14 protein-coding genes are annotated in these 14819 nt (G+C 71.3%); 5 read left to right on the top strand and 9 right to left on the bottom strand.

The genetic code is table 11. The annotated features are described in order from the left end of the window. The first annotated feature begins 105 nt into the window (after positions 1–105). Both ACIPV1_RS09885 and uxaC read left to right on the top strand, forming a co-directional pair. Positions 106–1212, top strand: coding sequence for a LacI family DNA-binding transcriptional regulator (locus ACIPV1_RS09885; protein WP_402726278.1), 1107 nt, complete (start codon positions 106–108; stop codon positions 1210–1212). Between the two features lie 74 nt (positions 1213–1286). Next, positions 1287–2726 carry a glucuronate isomerase gene (gene uxaC, locus ACIPV1_RS09880; protein WP_402726277.1) on the top strand — a complete coding sequence of 480 codons (1440 nt, stop codon included), beginning with the start codon at positions 1287–1289 and terminating at the stop codon, positions 2724–2726. Here uxaC and ACIPV1_RS09875 read toward each other — a convergent pair. Then, a complete protein-coding gene (locus tag ACIPV1_RS09875; RefSeq protein WP_402726276.1) occupies positions 2716–3513 on the bottom strand; it encodes a sugar phosphate isomerase/epimerase family protein in 798 nt (265 codons plus the stop codon). The two genes, uxaC and ACIPV1_RS09875, sit on opposite strands and share 11 nt — an antisense overlap. A gap of 77 nt (positions 3514–3590) precedes the next feature. Here ACIPV1_RS09875 and ACIPV1_RS09870 point away from each other — a divergent pair, with 77 nt between their 5' ends. Then, on the top strand, positions 3591–4187 hold the full coding sequence (locus tag ACIPV1_RS09870; protein ID WP_402726275.1) for a class I SAM-dependent methyltransferase: 597 nt from the start codon (positions 3591–3593) through the stop codon (positions 4185–4187). Positions 4188–4226: 39 nt separating this feature from the next. Here ACIPV1_RS09870 and ACIPV1_RS09865 read toward each other — a convergent pair whose 3' ends face one another. The 3 genes from ACIPV1_RS09865 to ACIPV1_RS09855 form a co-directional block, all read right to left on the bottom strand. Continuing rightward, positions 4227–4604 (bottom strand): type II toxin-antitoxin system death-on-curing family toxin, encoded by a 378-nt coding sequence (locus ACIPV1_RS09865; RefSeq protein WP_123340626.1) that lies wholly within the window; start codon positions 4602–4604, stop codon positions 4227–4229. Beyond that, on the bottom strand, positions 4601–4804 hold the full coding sequence (locus ACIPV1_RS09860; RefSeq protein ID WP_402726274.1) for a hypothetical protein: 204 nt from the start codon (positions 4802–4804) through the stop codon (positions 4601–4603). The genes ACIPV1_RS09865 and ACIPV1_RS09860 overlap by 4 nt, the downstream gene beginning before the upstream one ends. A 244-nt stretch (positions 4805–5048) precedes the next feature. Then, positions 5049–5588: a gluconokinase gene (locus tag ACIPV1_RS09855; protein WP_402726273.1), complete on the bottom strand. Its 540-nt coding sequence runs from the start codon at positions 5586–5588 to the stop codon at positions 5049–5051. Positions 5589–5697: 109 nt separating this feature from the next. On the opposite strand from ACIPV1_RS09855, the gene gndA reads away from it, so the two are divergent. Next, positions 5698–7155, top strand: a complete 1458-nt coding sequence (gene gndA, locus ACIPV1_RS09850; protein WP_333926730.1) for an NADP-dependent phosphogluconate dehydrogenase — start codon at positions 5698–5700, stop codon at positions 7153–7155. Between the two features lie 96 nt (positions 7156–7251). Here gndA and ACIPV1_RS09845 read toward each other — a convergent pair whose 3' ends face one another. After that, positions 7252–7896 (bottom strand): hypothetical protein, encoded by a 645-nt coding sequence (locus ACIPV1_RS09845; protein WP_123294712.1) that lies wholly within the window; start codon positions 7894–7896, stop codon positions 7252–7254. 170 nt (positions 7897–8066) lie between these two features. Between ACIPV1_RS09845 and ACIPV1_RS09840 the strand changes: the two genes are divergently transcribed. Continuing rightward, positions 8067–9692, top strand: coding sequence for a molybdopterin-dependent oxidoreductase (locus ACIPV1_RS09840; protein WP_402726272.1), 1626 nt, complete (start codon positions 8067–8069; stop codon positions 9690–9692). A 237-nt stretch (positions 9693–9929) separates the two neighbouring features. Here the strand turns inward: ACIPV1_RS09840 and ACIPV1_RS09835 are convergent, their stop codons facing one another. The 4 genes from ACIPV1_RS09835 to ACIPV1_RS09820 all read right to left on the bottom strand — a co-directional run bounded on the left by ACIPV1_RS09835 (position 9930) and on the right by ACIPV1_RS09820 (position 14816). Further along, complete coding sequence (locus ACIPV1_RS09835) at positions 9930–10709, bottom strand: putative protein N(5)-glutamine methyltransferase (protein WP_402726271.1); 780 nt, start codon at positions 10707–10709, stop codon at positions 9930–9932. Positions 10710–10783: 74 nt separating this feature from the next. Further along, on the bottom strand, positions 10784–11761 hold the full coding sequence (locus ACIPV1_RS09830; RefSeq protein ID WP_123294708.1) for a ribose-phosphate diphosphokinase: 978 nt from the start codon (positions 11759–11761) through the stop codon (positions 10784–10786). Positions 11762–11822: 61 nt separating this feature from the next. After that, positions 11823–13250, bottom strand: coding sequence for a bifunctional UDP-N-acetylglucosamine diphosphorylase/glucosamine-1-phosphate N-acetyltransferase GlmU (glmU, locus tag ACIPV1_RS09825; RefSeq protein WP_132099537.1), 1428 nt, complete (start codon positions 13248–13250; stop codon positions 11823–11825). Between the two features lie 183 nt (positions 13251–13433). Beyond that, positions 13434–14816, bottom strand: coding sequence for an MFS transporter (locus ACIPV1_RS09820; RefSeq protein WP_123939066.1), 1383 nt, complete (start codon positions 14814–14816; stop codon positions 13434–13436). Positions 14817–14819 lie beyond the last annotated feature (3 nt).

Raw genomic sequence — 14819 nt, 5'->3', positions numbered from 1 at the left:
GAGACCTCCTCCGGGCGGCGCTGCCCGGTGGCACCACTGTTCCGCCGTTGGCAACATCCGGCAACCGGTTGCCACTTGTTGCCAGACGCGAATACGTTCGGCCTCGTGAGCGACACAGACATCGACGTCTCCGGCGCCGGCAGCGGCTTCGGCACGCGATCCGACGCGAGCGCCGACACGAGCGTCGGCGCCGGTTTCAGCGCCGCCCGGCGCGTGACCATCCGGGACATCGCCGACGCGACCGGAGTGGCCCCGTCGACCGTGTCCCGCGCACTCTCGCTGCCCGACCGCGTGAACCACACCACGCAGGAGCGCATCCAACGAGCGGCCCGCGAACTCGGCTACGTCGCCAACTCGCAGGCACGGGCCCTGACGTCCGGCCGCACCCGGGCCGTCGCCGTGCTCGTCTCCGACATCACGAACCCGTTCTACTTCGACGTCATCCGTGGCACGCAGCACCAGCTCGCCGGCGCCGGGTGGACGCAGTTGCTCGTCGACACCGAGGAGTCCGCCGACGCCGAACTCGCCACCCTGAGCTCGATCGGCGCGAAGGCCGACGGTGTCGTCCTCACCGCCTCACGCCTGTCCGACGCGCAGATCGCCCGGTTCGCCGAGCGGATCCCCCTCGTCGTCGTCAACCGTCGCCCCGCCGGGGTGCCCTCGGTGCTCATCGACACCCCCGGCGGCGTCGAGCAGGCCGTGCAGCACCTCGTCTCCCTGGGCCACCGCGACGTGCTCTACGTCGCCGGTCCGGACAGCTCGTGGTCGAACGAACGCCGGTGGAAGGCGCTCGTGCGCGTCGCGAAGCGCCTCGGCGTCCGCGTCGCCCGCATCGGGCCGCACGCGCCGTTCGTCGACTCCGGAGCCGCAGCCGCCGACGCCGCCGTGCACGCCGGGGCCACCGCCTGCATCGCCTTCAACGACCTGATCGCGATCGGCATGCTCGCGCGGCTGCGGGAACGGGGCGTCCGCGTCCCCGAGGACATGAGCATCGTCGGCTGCGACGACATCTTCGGTGCCGACTTCTGCAACCCGCCGCTCACCACCATGACCTCGCCGATCGAACGCGCCGGCCGGGTCGCGATCCGGATGCTGCTCGGCCGCCTCGGTGCGATCCCCGCCGACGAGCTGCCCGGTGAGCACATGACCGGCGCCGTCGCACTGCCCACCCACCTGACCGTCCGGGAGTCGACGGGGCCCGCGCCCGCCTGACACCGGCGCGAGCCCGTTGCACCCGCCGGCCCTGCCGCGCCCCGCCGTCCGTACCGTTCTCGAAGGAGTCGATGATGACCCAGACCAGCACCGCCACCCGTCTCGCCCCGCACCCCGACCGGCTGCTCCCCGCCGACCCCGGTGCGCGCCAGGTGGCACGGACCGTCTACGACGCGGTCAAGGACGCACCGATCATCTCCCCGCACGGCCACGTCGACGCGGCGCTCATCGCCGCCGACCAGCCGTTCAGCGACCCCGCGTCGCTGCTCATCACGCCCGACCACTACGTGCTCCGCCTGCTGCACGCGAACGGGGTGGACCTGGCCGCGCTGGGACGCGCCGACCCGTCGGGGACCAGCCCCGTGCCTCCCGGTCGCGCCATCTGGCGGAACCTGGCGGACCACTGGGACGACTTCCTCGGCACCCCCGTCCGCTACTGGTTCGAGACCGAGCTGCACGACGTCTTCGGACTGACGGAGCAGCCGTCGGCGGCGAACGCCGACGCCCAGTACGACCACATCGCCGGCCTGCTGGCGTCGCCCGCCTTCCGCCCGCGCGCGCTGTTCGACACCTTCGGCATCGAGGTCCTCGCCACCACCGACGGCCCCGCCGACGACCTCGCCGCGCACGCGCAGCTCGCCGCCGACCCCACGTTCACCGGCCGGGTGGTCCCCACGTTCCGCGCGGACGCCGTGTTCGACCCGTCGCGGCCGGACTGGAGGCCCGTGGTCGCGTCCATCGGGCAGGCCGCCGGCATCGACACGGGCACCCACGCAGGGCTGTTGGCAGCACTCCGCGCACGTCGCCAGTACTTCATCGAGCACGGCGCGACGGCCACGGACACCGGGGTGCTCGACGCCGGATCGTCGCCGTTGTCCGCCACGTCGCGCGAGCGTATCCACGCCGAGGCGCTCCGCGACCCGTCTTCCGTCTCCGAGGCGGACGCCACCGCGTACCGGCACGACATGCTCTACCGCTGGGCCGAGATGAGCGTCGAGGACGGCCTCGTCATGCAGCTGCACCCCGGCGTCATCCGGAACCACCACGCACCGACGCTCGAACGCTTCGGCCCGGACACCGGCCACGACCTGCCCGCCGTCGGCTCCTTCACCACGCCGCTGCGGCCGCTCCTGGAGTCCTTCGGCACCGCGCCGGGCTTCCACCTCGTGCTGTTCACCGTCGACGAGACCGTCTTCTCGCGCGAGATCGGCCCGCTCGCCGGCTTCTACCCCGCCGTGTACGCCGGAGCACCCTGGTGGTTCATCGACACCCCGGCGGCGATCGGCCGCTACCGTTCCGCGATCACCGACTCGGCGTCGTTCACGAAGACCTCCGGGTTCATCGACGACACCCGGGCGTACTGCTCCATCCCCGCGCGGCACGACATGGCGCGGCGAGCGGACGCGGCGTACCTGGCTTCACTCGTCGTCACGCACGAGATCTCGGAGGAGGACGCCGTCCGCACCGCGGGGCGGATCGTGTCCGACATCCCGCGGGCGGCGTTCAAGCTGTAGCCGTGTGGGCCGGGGCCGTGACGCTGCGGACGCGTTCCAGCGCGGAACGGATCTCGGCTTCGGCCGTCTCGGCGTCGGGCGCCCACCGGCACTCGAGCGAGACGGCGCCCCGGTACCCGCCGTCGTGCACGGCGGCGAGGAACTCGCGCCAGACGTCGTCGACCGTGCCGGGCGGCCGACGGTCCGGATCGCTGAGGTGGACGTGCCCGATCCGGTCGCCGTGGCGCCGCAGGACCTCGAACGACTCGCCCTCGTTCCGGATGTGGAACAGGTCGGCGACGACGCCGACGCCGTCGAGGGCTGCACCGTCGAGGAACGACACCGTCGCATCGACTGTGTGCAGGACGTTCGTCTCCGCGCGGCTCAGGGGCTCCACCACGATGCGCAGGTCGTTCGCGGCGGCCACGTCACGCGCGGTCCGGACCACCTCGCCGAACCGGCGAAGGGCGTCGTCGCCCGCCATGCCGTCGGGAGCGTTCCGAGCGGTCCCCGACCCGAAGACGATCGTCGCGCCCGGTTCCGCGACCGACCGCACGATCGGCAGGACCGACTCGAAGTACGACCGGACCGTCCCGAGCTCCGTGGTCAGCAGCGGGAGGTCGCCGGGCACCAGGATGGCGAAGGACGGGAACCGCTGGCCGGCGTAGACCTCGTTCCGCCGCCACCCCGTTCCGTCGCGGACCGCGAGGTTGCCGGCGATCGTCGGCTCCACGTGGTCGGCGCCCGCGCGGCGGACCACCTCGGTCAGTTCTGCCCCGGCCACGACGCCGAGTCCCCTGGACGACATGCGGTCCATGCAACTCGTCCGAGGTCCCGACGGCGACTGTTGCCGTCCGTTGCCACCGGCGCCGGTACGGTCGGACGATGGACCTCGACGTCACCGCTGCGTACGGCGACCGTGCGGGCGAGTACGCGGAGGTCCTCGGATCGATGTCGGCCGTCCAGGACGAGGACCGGACACAGGTCGAGGCCTGGGCGTCGGGATCCGGTGCTCGCATCCTCGACGCAGGGTGCGGGCCGGGGCACTGGGCCGCACACCTGGCGGATCGTGGGCACGCAGTGATCGGCATCGACGCGGTCGCACCCTTCGTCGAGCACGCACGACGTGCGCACGACGGCGTCGACTTCCGCCTGGGCGCGTTCGAGTCCACCGGTCTCGACGACGGCAGCGTCGACGGGGTGCTCGCCTGGTACTCCGTGATCCACCACGATCCGTCCTGCGTCGGCGAGGTCTTCGACGAGTTCCGCAGGGTGCTCCGGCCGGGCGGCGGCCTGCTGGTCGGGTTCTTCGAGGGGCCTTCGATCGAGTCCTTCGACCACGCGGTCGTCACGGCGTACCGGTGGCCGACGGGCGCGCTGGCGGAGGTCCTCGAGGACCACGGGTTCGACGTGGTGGACGTCCGGGCCCGGGTCGATCAGGGACAGCGGCCGCACGCTGCCATCCGCGCGAAGCGGCGGTGAGGTTCCTCAGCCGGCGGTGCCATCCGCTGCAGCCGTCGTTCAGGCTTCAGCAACCAGCGATTGCAGCACCGCGGAGATGTCCGCAACCGCGTCCAACTCCCCCTCGGCGATGGCGATGATCAGTTCGTACGCCTCGTCGTTCGTCGCGCGCAACCGAAGCCCGTTGACCCCGAGGAACACCACCAGCAGCATCAACCCCAGGCGCTTGTTGCCGTCGACGAGTGCATGGTTCCGAACCGCGGAGTGCACGAGCGCTGCCGCCTTCTCGAGCAACGACGGATAGGCGTCGCGTCCACCGACCGAGGTCGCTGGTCGGGCCACCGCGGCCTCGAGGAGTCCAGCATCTCGGATGACGAAGTCCGGCCCCAACGTCCGCCGAGCGATGTGCAGCGCTTCGTCGATCGTCAGGTGGATCATCGTCCGAGTCGCTCGAGCGCCTTGGCGAAGTTCGGCAACTCGCGGTCGAGGACCCCGTCGATGAGGTCACGTCGGCTGTGGTGCTCGATGTACTCGCGGATCGCTTCCCGCGCGATGTCCTGCATCGATCGGGCTTCGAGGTCGGCCCGGGTTCGGAGCGCAGCCGCCTCGGCATCGTCCAGTCGAAGGGTCATGGCCATGCGCAGGACGGTATCACAGTTGATACCACGGTCATCGATCAGCAGCACCGACCGGCGTCCCTTCGCTCGAGGCGTCGACGTCGATCTCGATGGTGGGGTCGACGCGTGGCGGCTTGATGCGACCTGTCACTGGATTGTTCACTGTCATGATCCGAGTGTTGCGCGGTCGCTCCTCCGCCGGGGGAAGGTCTGGGAGAGGTTGTGGACGATCCCTTGCGAGGACTTCACTGTGGAGAAGTGAGGCTCAGCCGGAAGTGACCGACAGCGCTGCGAGGATCGTCGTCACCGTGTCGTCGACCGACCCGTCGATGGAGACGTCGACGGCGGCCTCGTCGGCCTGCGGCCGTTCGAGCGTCGCGAACTGGGAGTCGAGCAGCGACGACGGCATGTACTCGTGGTGCCGGTGCGCCTGCCGCTCGGCGATGAGGTCGTGCGAGCCGTCCAGGAACGCGATGACGAGGCCCGGCGCCGACTGCCGGAGCCGATCGCGGTAGACGCGCTTGAGGGCGGAGTTGGCCATCACGCAGCGGCTCCCGGACGCCTCGACGACGGCGATCCGCGCGGCGCAGGCGTCGAGCCACGGCCAGCGGTCGTCGTCGGTGAGGGGGACGCCCTGCCGCATCTTCTCCTTGTTCGCGGCCGGGTGCAGGTCGTCGGCGTCGACGAACACGGTCGGTTGGCCCTGCTCGGCGAGCGCGTCGGCGAGCGCCTGCCCGATCGTGGACTTGCCGGAACCGGAGACGCCCATGACGAGGACGGGTGGGAGGGCAGCGGTGTCGGTCATCCCTCCACAGTATTGACGGGGTGAACAGTGGTCCCCAGTTGCCGTAACACCCGTGCGGTCCCAGGGCGCCGACCGTAGGTTGGTCTCACGTCCGGACAAAGGAGACGACGTGGCAGACAGCACTGGTCAGGCGAACATCGGGGTCATCGGCCTCGCCGTCATGGGGTCGAACCTCGCGCGCAACCTCGCGTCGCGTGAGGGCAACACGGTCGCGGTGTACAACCGCACCTACGCCCGCACCGAAGAACTCATCAAGGAGCACGGCGACGCCGGCTTCATCGCGTCCGAGGACATCGACGGCTTCGTCGCCTCGCTCTCGAAGCCGCGCACGGCGATCATCATGGTGCAGGCCGGCAAGGGCACCGACGCCGTGATCTCGCAGCTCGCCGAGAAGTTCGAGGAAGGCGACATCATCGTCGACGGCGGCAACGCCAACTTCCACGACACGATCCGGCGTGAGCACGACCTGCGCGAGAAGGGCCTCAACTTCGTCGGCACGGGCATCTCCGGTGGTGAGGAGGGCGCGCTCAAGGGGCCGTCGATCATGCCCGGCGGCTCGAAGGAAGCCTGGGAGACCCTGGGCCCCATCCTCAAGTCGATCGCGGCGGTCGCTGAGGGCGAGCCCTGCGTGACCCACATCGGCACCGACGGCGCCGGCCACTTCGTCAAGATGGTGCACAACGGCATCGAATACGCTGACATGCAGCTCATCGCCGAGTCCTACGACCTGCTCCGCCGCGTCGGCGGGCTCTCCGTCGAGGACCTGGTCAAGGTGTTCCAGGAGTGGAACGGCGGCGACCTCGAGTCCTACCTGATCGAGATCACGGTCGAGGTCCTGAAGCAGCGCGACGCCGACTCCGGCAAGCCCCTCGTCGACGTCATCCGCGACGAAGCGGGGTCCAAGGGAACGGGCGTGTGGACCGTGCAGAACGCGGTCGGACTCGGCATCCCGGTCTCCGGCATCGGCGAAGCGGTGTTCGCCCGCGCAGTGTCGTCGAAGCCGTCGCAGCGTGCCGCGGTGCAGCAGGCGTTCCCGGACCGGCCCGACATCGCCGAGGTCCCCGAGGGCTTCGAGGACGACGTCCGCGCGGCGCTCTACGCCTCGAAGGTCGTCGCCTACGCGCAGGGCTTCGACCTGATCATCGCCGGGGCGAAGGAGTACGGCTGGGACATCAACCTCGGCAACGTGGCGAAGATCTGGCGGGGTGGCTGCATCATCCGTGCCCAGTTCCTCAACCGCATCGTCGAGGCGTACGACAAGAACCCGGAGCTCGAGTCACTGCTCGTCGACCCGTACTTCGCGAACGCCGTGCAGGAGGGTGAAGCCGCCTGGCGCCGCATCGTCGGGATCGCCGCCGCGTCGGGGATCCCCGCGCCGGGCTTCTCGTCGGCGCTGTCCTACTTCGACTCGCTCGCCTCCGAGCGGCTGCCCGCCTCGCTCATCCAGGGGCAGCGCGACTTCTTCGGCGCGCACACCTACCAGCGCATCGACAAGGACGGCACCTTCCACACGCTGTGGTCCGACGACGACCGCCGCGAGGTCGACCAGGAACCGTCCACCCACTAGACCGCGGCACGACCGCACCCTCGAAGGGCCCTGCCGATCGGCGGGGCCCTTCCCACGTCCGACAGCAGTGCGCTCGGTCACGACGATGTGCTCGGTTCAGGCGACGATGCGCTCGCGCGCGAGGTCGGCGACGAGCCGGTCCAGCCGCTGTCCGCGGCCGAGCAGCCGACGAGAGCCGGGAGCCGTCCGCACGAAGAAGGTCGCGACCGCCGGGGTGTCGTCCGGCCGGACGTAGTGGATCGCGACCGCGCACGCCCGACGGGCATCGGCGCGGTCACCGTCGCCGTGGACGTCCTCGATCCCGACGTGCACCACCCGGCTCCACCGGACCACGAGCAACCGTGTGGCCTTGCGGTCGTCGAGTTCCCACAGGGAGGCCTCGGTCGCCCCGAACGCCCACGTCACACGGGCACCGAGGCTCACCTCCGGCCGGACCTCGGCGATCGCGTCGCGCAGTTCGGTCGTCGGAGCCGCCGGCACGAGCCAGACCGTGGGGTCGATGCGGCGGATGGCGAGCGCGAGGGCCTCGTCAGCGTGCCGGCGACGTACCGCAGCGGCACGGAAGACCGCGACCACGATGACCGTGACGCCCAGCGCGATCGCACCGAACTCGACGATCCCGAACCAGGACAGGTCCACGTCAGGTGCCGTCGCGACGACGATGATCCGCGCGGTGAGGAGCGCCGCCCAGATGCCCACGATCACCCACCGCAACGTGGACAGGCGCTGTGCAGCCGACATCGGCGTGCGGTCGGATCGGCGGGCGCGGCCGGGGCGCGGAACTGGATCTGGACGCCTCGGCACACCCCGATCCTCGCACGGCCCGATCGGCAGGTGCTGGCCGGGGTCGGTGAACGCCCGGGGAACCGCACGCACAGCCGACGAGCGGCCGGGCGACCTACGCTCGGGCGGTGACCACCGAACGCACCACGGACGTCCCGACGCCGGACGACCCATCGACGGACGAACACCCGGCCGGAGCCCCGCTCCGCCGGCCCGCGGTCCTCGCTGCGGCCGTCGGTCTCGTGGCCGCCGCCGCCTTCCTCGGGATCGCTGAGTTCGGCGCGCTGCTCCTCGGTGGTGCCGGCAGCCCGTTGGTGGCCGTCGGGTCCGCCGTGATCGACCTCGCACCTGCGGGGGCCAAGAACCTGATGGTCGCCCTGTTCGGCACCGGCGACAAGGTCGCACTGTTCGCGCTCATGACCGTCATCGTCGCCGCGATCAGCGCCGGGGCCGGGGTCCTCGAGCGCGCTCGGCCGCCCTTCGGGGCACTCGTCTTCGCCGTCGGCGGCGTGCTCGCGCTCATCGCGGTGAGCACCCGTTCCGGCAGCGGTACGTTCGACGGCGCTCCCACCGTGTTCGGCGTGGCGGCCGCCGTGATCACCCTGCGGCTGCTGCTCCGCCGGCTCCGGCTCTGGGAGGCCGCAGCGGCCGTCCCGTCGGCGTCACCGCGACCTGCCTCGACCGAGCGCCGCGCGTTCCTGGTCTGGGGTGTCACGACCGCAGCGGTCGCGGTCGTGGTGGGCACGGCCTCCCGGGTGGGGTCGTCCGCGATGCAGGCGGTCGCCGCTGCCCGACGAGCCGTGCGCCTGCCCGCGGCGGCGACGCCCGCACCGGCCGTGCCGGGCGGCGCCTCGCTCGACGTCGACGGGATCACGCCGTACGTCACACCGAACGCCGACTTCTACCGGATCGACACCGCGCTGCGCGTCCCCTCCATCGATCCGGGTGACTGGAGCCTGCGCATCCACGGCGCCGTCGAGAACGAGGTCACGCTGACGTGGGACGAGCTGCTGGCCCTGCCGCTGGAAGAGCACATGGCCACCCTGAGCTGCGTGTCCAACGAGGTCGGCGGCGACCTGATCGGCAACGCGCTCTGGCTCGGGTACCCGATCCGGGAGCTGCTGGCCCGCGCGAAGCCGACCGGGGACGCCGACATGGTGCTGTCCCGCAGCATCGACGGGTTCACCGCCGGGACGCCGTTGGACGTCCTGCAGGACGAGGGCACCGACGCGCTCCTCGCCATCGGCATGAACGGCGAACCGCTGCCGACCGAGCACGGGTTCCCGGCGCGGATGGTCGTGCCCGGGCTGTTCGGGTACGTGTCGGCGACGAAGTGGGTGACCGAGATGGAGGTCACGCGCTTCGCCGATGCACAGGGGTACTGGACGCCGCGCGGATGGTCGGAACGCGGGCCCGTGAAGCTCGAGTCGCGCATCGACACCCCTCGGAACGGGACGACCGTGACCGTCGGTGAGCAGGTCGCCATCGCCGGGGTCGCCTGGCAGCCGCACACCGGGGTGAAGGCCGTGCAGGTCCGGGTCGGCTCGGGTGCGTGGCAGCAGGCGGAACTCGCCGAGTCGGTGTCCGCGGACACCTGGCGCCAGTGGGTGCTGCGGTGGACGCCGACCGCGGGGTCGCACCGGATCGAGGTCCGTGCCGTGAGCGCCGACGGCGAGGTGCAGACGAGCGTCGAGCGGCCGCCCGCGCCGAACGGGGCCTCGGGCTGGGCGTCGGTGACGGTCGACGCGAAGTAGCGCTGGCCGGCGCGGTTCGGGGGCGTCGGGTGGGGCCGCGCGGCACGCCGTCCGCTGGTCGTCGAGGTTCCGAGATCTCGGCATGTCGAGCGTCCGAACGGCCGTCTGTGCGACCTCGGCGGAACTGAGCGGCGTGTCGCGACCAGTCGGCGAACCAGGCGCCGGCCGAACTCGCGCGGGTCGAGCCCGTGCCGGCCGGACTCGCGCGGGTCGGGTCGTCGGCTCTGACTCGTCGGGTCAGACGGGGAGCGTCGCGACGACGCAGGTGCCGTCGACCTCGTCGTCCTGCTCGACTACGGCCGTGAACCCGGCGGACACGAACGCCGCGACCGACGCATCTGCCTGCGCCACCGACACCTCGATCACGACCGAACCACCGGGGCGCAGCCACTCCCCCGCTCCTGCGGCGATCCGCCGGTGCAGGTCGAGGCCGTCCGCGCCACCGTCGAGGGCCACGCGGTGCTCGTGCTCACGCGCTTCGACCGGCATCATCGCGATCGACGCCGTCGGGACGTACGGGGCGTTCACCGCGATGACGTCGACGGCGCCGCGGAACCGGTCCGGCAGCGGCGCGAACAGGTCGCCGGCGACGACGATCCCGCGGTCGCCGATGTTCTCGGCCGCGACGTCGACGGCATCCGGGTCGATGTCCGTCGCCACGAGGTCGAGCGCGCCGACCCGGCCGAACAACGCCACCGAGATCGCACCGGCGCCACAGCACAGGTCGACCACGCGGTCGTAGCGCTGCAACCGACGGGCAGCCTGCTCGACGACGACGGTCGTCCGGGCACGGGGGACGAACACCCCAGTGGTTACCCGGATGCGGTGTCCGTCGAAGGCGGCCCAGCCGAGGACGTACTCGAGCGGCTCACCGGCGAGGCGACGCTGGACCAGGGAACGCAGCCGGACTGGTTCACCGTCGCCTGCTTCGAGGAGCAGGTCGGCTTCGTCCTCGGCGAAGACGCTCCCCGCGGCCCGGAGCCGGGCCGCGAGGGCGTCACGCGCGGGATGGGTCACCAACGGTCCGCAGACACGTCACGTCGACGAGACGGTGAGGCGCCGCCGGCTGTGCCCATGGTTCGACGGCTCCGCTACGCTGCGCCGTCGAACATCGACGTGACGGACCCGTCGTCGAAGACCTCGTGGATGGCGCGGGCCAGGAGCGGGGCGATCGGCAGGATCTCGAGACGGTCCCAGCGCTTCTCGACGGGCACCGGCAGGGTGTCGGTGACGACCACACGGTCGATGAACTCGCTCTGCAGCAGCTCGGTGGCCGGGTCGGAGAACACGGCGTGGGTCGCGGCGACGACGACGCCGATCGCGCCGGCCGCCTTCAACGCCTCAGCTGCCTTGGCGATCGTGCGCCCGGTGTCGATCAGGTCGTCGACGAGCAGGCACCAGCGGCCGGAGACGTCGCCGACGATCTCGTGGACCGTGACCTGGTTCGGGACCAGCGGATCGCGACGCTTGTGGATGATGGCGAGGGGTGCACCGAGCTTCTCGGACCAGATGTCGGCGACGCGGACGCGCCCCATGTCGGGAGACACGACCGTCAGCATCGACGGGTCGAGGATCTCGCGGAAGTGCTCGAGCAGCACCGGCATGGCGAAGAGGTGGTCGACCGGGCCGTCGAAGAAGCCCTGGATCTGGGCGGCGTGCAGGTCGACGCTCATGATGCGGTGCGCGCCCGCGGCCTTGAACAGGTCGGCGACGAGGCGGGCCGAGATCGGCTCGCGGCCGCGGCCCTTCTTGTCCTGACGGGCGTACGGGTAGAACGGCGCGACGACGGTGATGCGCTTGGCCGAGGCCCGCTTCAGCGCGTCGACGATGATGAGCTGCTCCATGAGCCACTCGTTGATCGGCGCCGTGTGCGACTGGATGACGAACGCGTCGCACCCGCGGACCGACTCGTCGAACCGGACGTACAGCTCACCGTTCGCGAAGGTCCGGGCATCGGTGGGGACCAGGTCGACACCGAGTTCCTCTGCGATCTCGGCGGAGAGCGCCGGGTGTGCTCGCCCCGAGACGAGGACGAGTCGTTTCTGGCCGGTTGTCTTGATTCCGGACAAGTGCGGTGCTCACTCCCTGACCCGTGTGGGGTCGATGTCGACGACCGGTGGTCGCCAGGATCTATTCGCCGTTCGCGTGCCGAGCAGCCTCGGCCGCCGGTGTGCCGGGTCGGTGTTCCTCGACCCATCCGTCGGTGTTGCGCTGTGGGGCGTAGCTGATCGCGAGCGATCCGGCCGGGACGTCCTTGCGGACCGTCGTTCCGGCACCCGTGTACGCACCGTCACCAATCCTAACCGGGGCGACGAACACGTTGTGCGAGCCTGTACGAACGTGCGAGCCGACCTCGGTGCGGTGCTTGTGCACGCCGTCGTAGTTCGCGGTGATCGTGTTCGCGCCGATGTTCGAGTCCTCGCCCACCTCGGCGTCGCCGATGTACGACAGGTGCGGGACCTTGCTGCCGCGCCCGATCTTCGCGTTCTTCGTCTCGACGAAGGTGCCGATCTTGCCCTGGTCGCCCAGGATCGTGCCCGGACGCAGGTACGCGAACGGCCCCACCGAGGCACCGTCACCGATGACCGCGAGGGTGGCGTCGACCCGGTTCACCGTCGCGCCGGCACCGACCTCGGTGTCGCGCAGCGTGGTGTCCGGCCCGACGACGGCACCGGCGGCGATGGCGGTCGCGCCGAGGAGCTGGGTGCCGGGCAGGACCTCGGCATCCGCTTCGATCGAGACGTCGAGGTCGATCCAGGTGGTGGCCGGGTCCTGCACGGTGACGCCGGCGAGCTGGTGTCGGCGGACGATGCGGGCGTTGAGCTCGCGGGCGGCGTCGGACAGCTGCGCGCGGTCGTTGATGCCGGCGACGAGCCACGGGTCGGTGAGCGTGACGACGTCGATGCGCCCGCCTCGCGCACTGATCAGCGCGGGGGCGTCGGTGATGTACTTCTCGCCCTGCGCGTTCGCCGTGGTGAGCGACGGCAGGACCGCCCGGAGGCGCGTCACGTCGAACGCGTAGATGCCCGCGTTCGCCTCGGCGATGGCCAGCTGTTCGGCTGTCGCGTCCTTGTGCTCGACGACACCGACGAACGCGCCGTCAGCATCCCGCACGATCCGTCCGAGGCCGGTCGGGTCCGGGGCGATCGCACTGACGAAGGTCGCGCCGTTTCCCCCGCCGGCGTGGGCGTCGACGAGCAGGCGGAGCGACGCCGCGTCGAGCAACGGGACGTCGCCGGAGAGCACCACGACGGCACCGTCGAAGTCGGTGGGGAGCGCCTGGACCGCGACCTCGACCGCACGGCCGGTGCCGGGGACGTCGTCCTGGTCGACGATGATGGCGTCGGGCGCGCGCTCGGTGATCTCCGCTGCGACCAGGTCACGCTCGTGCCGCACGACCACTGCGACGTGCTCCGGCCCGAGGGACGACGCCGTCCGCAGGACGTGCGCGATGAGCGGCAGCCCGGCGAGCCGGTGCAGCACCTTGGGGGTGGACGACTTCATGCGCGTGCCCTGCCCGGCGGCGAGGACGACGACGGCGATGCGCTGGTCGGTCATGGGTCCATCCTGGCGCACCCGCGCTGCGGAGTCCGCTGGAACCGCGGCCCTGTGCAGAACCGTGCGCACAACCGCACCGGGGACGTTCCTTCCCATCGACCTCGGGATGGAAAGCGGGATCGGGCGTACCTGGCCGGAAAGAACGACCAGCTACGCCCGAAACGACCAGCTACACCCGAACACCTACCCGCGCAGCACCCGCGGCTCGGCCTTCACGAACGCCATGAGCACCAGCCCCACCACGAGCACCACCACGATCCCGAGGATCCCGAAGCGCGTCGAGCCGCCGACCGTCACCGCGACACCGAACAGTGCCGGCGCCAGGAACGACGCCGCCCGGCCGGTGGTGGCGTAGAGGCCGAAGAGCTCGCCCTCGCGGCCGGGGGTCGCCAGCCGCGCCAGGTACGCCCGCGACGACGACTGCACCGGTCCGACGAACAACGCCAGGGTCAGCCCCAGCACCCAGAACCACTCCGTCCGACTGCCGACCGCCAGGACGCCGAGCCCGCAGGCAGCGAGGCCGATCAGCGACACCATGATGAGCGCGCGCGAGCCGAAGCGGTCGTCGAGCCGTCCGGACACGAAGGTGGCGACGCCGGCGACGACGTTCGCAGCGATGGCGAACAGGATGACCTGCGAGGCGCTGAACCCGAACACCTGCGCCGCGATGATCCCGCCGAAGGTGAACACCGCGCCGACGCCGTCGCGGAACACCGCGCTGGCGACCAGGAACGCGAGTACGTTCCGCCGTTCGCGCCAGAGCCGGGCGATGTCCCGACCCAGGTCGCGGTAGGCACCGAGCACGCCGCCGGTGTGCCGGTGGTCGGGCGCGGCCTCGGGCACGACGACGAAGAGCGGGATCGAGCTGACCGCGAGCCACACGGCGGCGATGCCGATGGCGACGCGGACGTCCCACTGCCCGGTCGCGACGGTGGCCGGCAGCTGCAGCAGTCCGCCGACGACGCCGTCGCCGCGGAAGTCCTGGATGCAGAGCACGAGCAGCAGCACGAGCAGCACGATGCCGCCGAAGTACCCGGCGGCCCACCCGATCGCGGACACCCGTCCGGTGCGCTCCCCCGACGCGACCTGCCCGATCATGGCGTTGTAGCCCACGCTCGCGATCTCGTACGCGACCGTGCCGATGCCGAGCAGCGCCGCCCCGAGAACGAGGTACGGCTGGCTCGGTGCGACGAAGACCATGCCGCCGATGGACAGCACGATGCCGATCGTGGCGATGAGGACGGACCGGCGCCGGTGCCCGGACGAGTCCGCCAGGCGTCCGATCGCCGGGGCCACGAGCGCGACGACGATGCCGGCGATCGTCAGGGCCGTGGAGACCACCGCGGCGTTGTGGGCGAGTTCGCGTTCCACCAACGCCGTGCCCGCGGCGGACGTGTCGGCCACCTTCGCCGGGTCGACGAACGCCCGGCTGGCCAGGTACGTGCTGAACACGAACGTGGTGACGACGGCGTTGAACGCCGCGGACCCCCAGTCCCACAGCGCCCAGGACACGAGCGCACGCCGGTCGGTGCGCTGCGGCACGACGGCGGCCGGTGAAGCGGTCATGCG

The organism is Curtobacterium sp. NPDC089991, assembly GCF_044748425.1.
GTDB lineage: Bacteria > Actinomycetota > Actinomycetes > Actinomycetales > Microbacteriaceae > Curtobacterium.
The sequence above is the reverse complement of the archived record's forward strand: the minus strand, read 5'-3'. Positions and strand labels throughout refer to the sequence as shown.

What these genes read in the sequence shown, in the direction of transcription:
- uxaC (WP_402726277.1), top strand. Translation starts at nt 1,287, where the DNA reads ATGACCCAGACCAGCACCGCCACCCGTCTCGCCCCGCACCCCGACCGG.
- ACIPV1_RS09875 (WP_402726276.1), bottom strand. Translation starts at nt 3,513, where the DNA reads ATGTCGTCCAGGGGACTCGGCGTCGTGGCCGGGGCAGAACTGACCGAG.
- ACIPV1_RS09870 (WP_402726275.1), top strand. Translation starts at nt 3,591, where the DNA reads ATGGACCTCGACGTCACCGCTGCGTACGGCGACCGTGCGGGCGAGTAC.
- ACIPV1_RS09865 (WP_123340626.1), bottom strand. Translation starts at nt 4,604, where the DNA reads ATGATCCACCTGACGATCGACGAAGCGCTGCACATCGCTCGGCGGACG.
- ACIPV1_RS09860 (WP_402726274.1), bottom strand. Translation starts at nt 4,804, where the DNA reads ATGGCCATGACCCTTCGACTGGACGATGCCGAGGCGGCTGCGCTCCGA.
- ACIPV1_RS09855 (WP_402726273.1), bottom strand. Translation starts at nt 5,588, where the DNA reads ATGACCGACACCGCTGCCCTCCCACCCGTCCTCGTCATGGGCGTCTCC.
- ACIPV1_RS09845 (WP_123294712.1), bottom strand. Translation starts at nt 7,896, where the DNA reads ATGTCGGCTGCACAGCGCCTGTCCACGTTGCGGTGGGTGATCGTGGGC.
- glmU (WP_132099537.1), bottom strand. Translation starts at nt 13,250, where the DNA reads ATGACCGACCAGCGCATCGCCGTCGTCGTCCTCGCCGCCGGGCAGGGC.
- ACIPV1_RS09820 (WP_123939066.1), bottom strand. Translation starts at nt 14,816, where the DNA reads ATGACCGCTTCACCGGCCGCCGTCGTGCCGCAGCGCACCGACCGGCGT.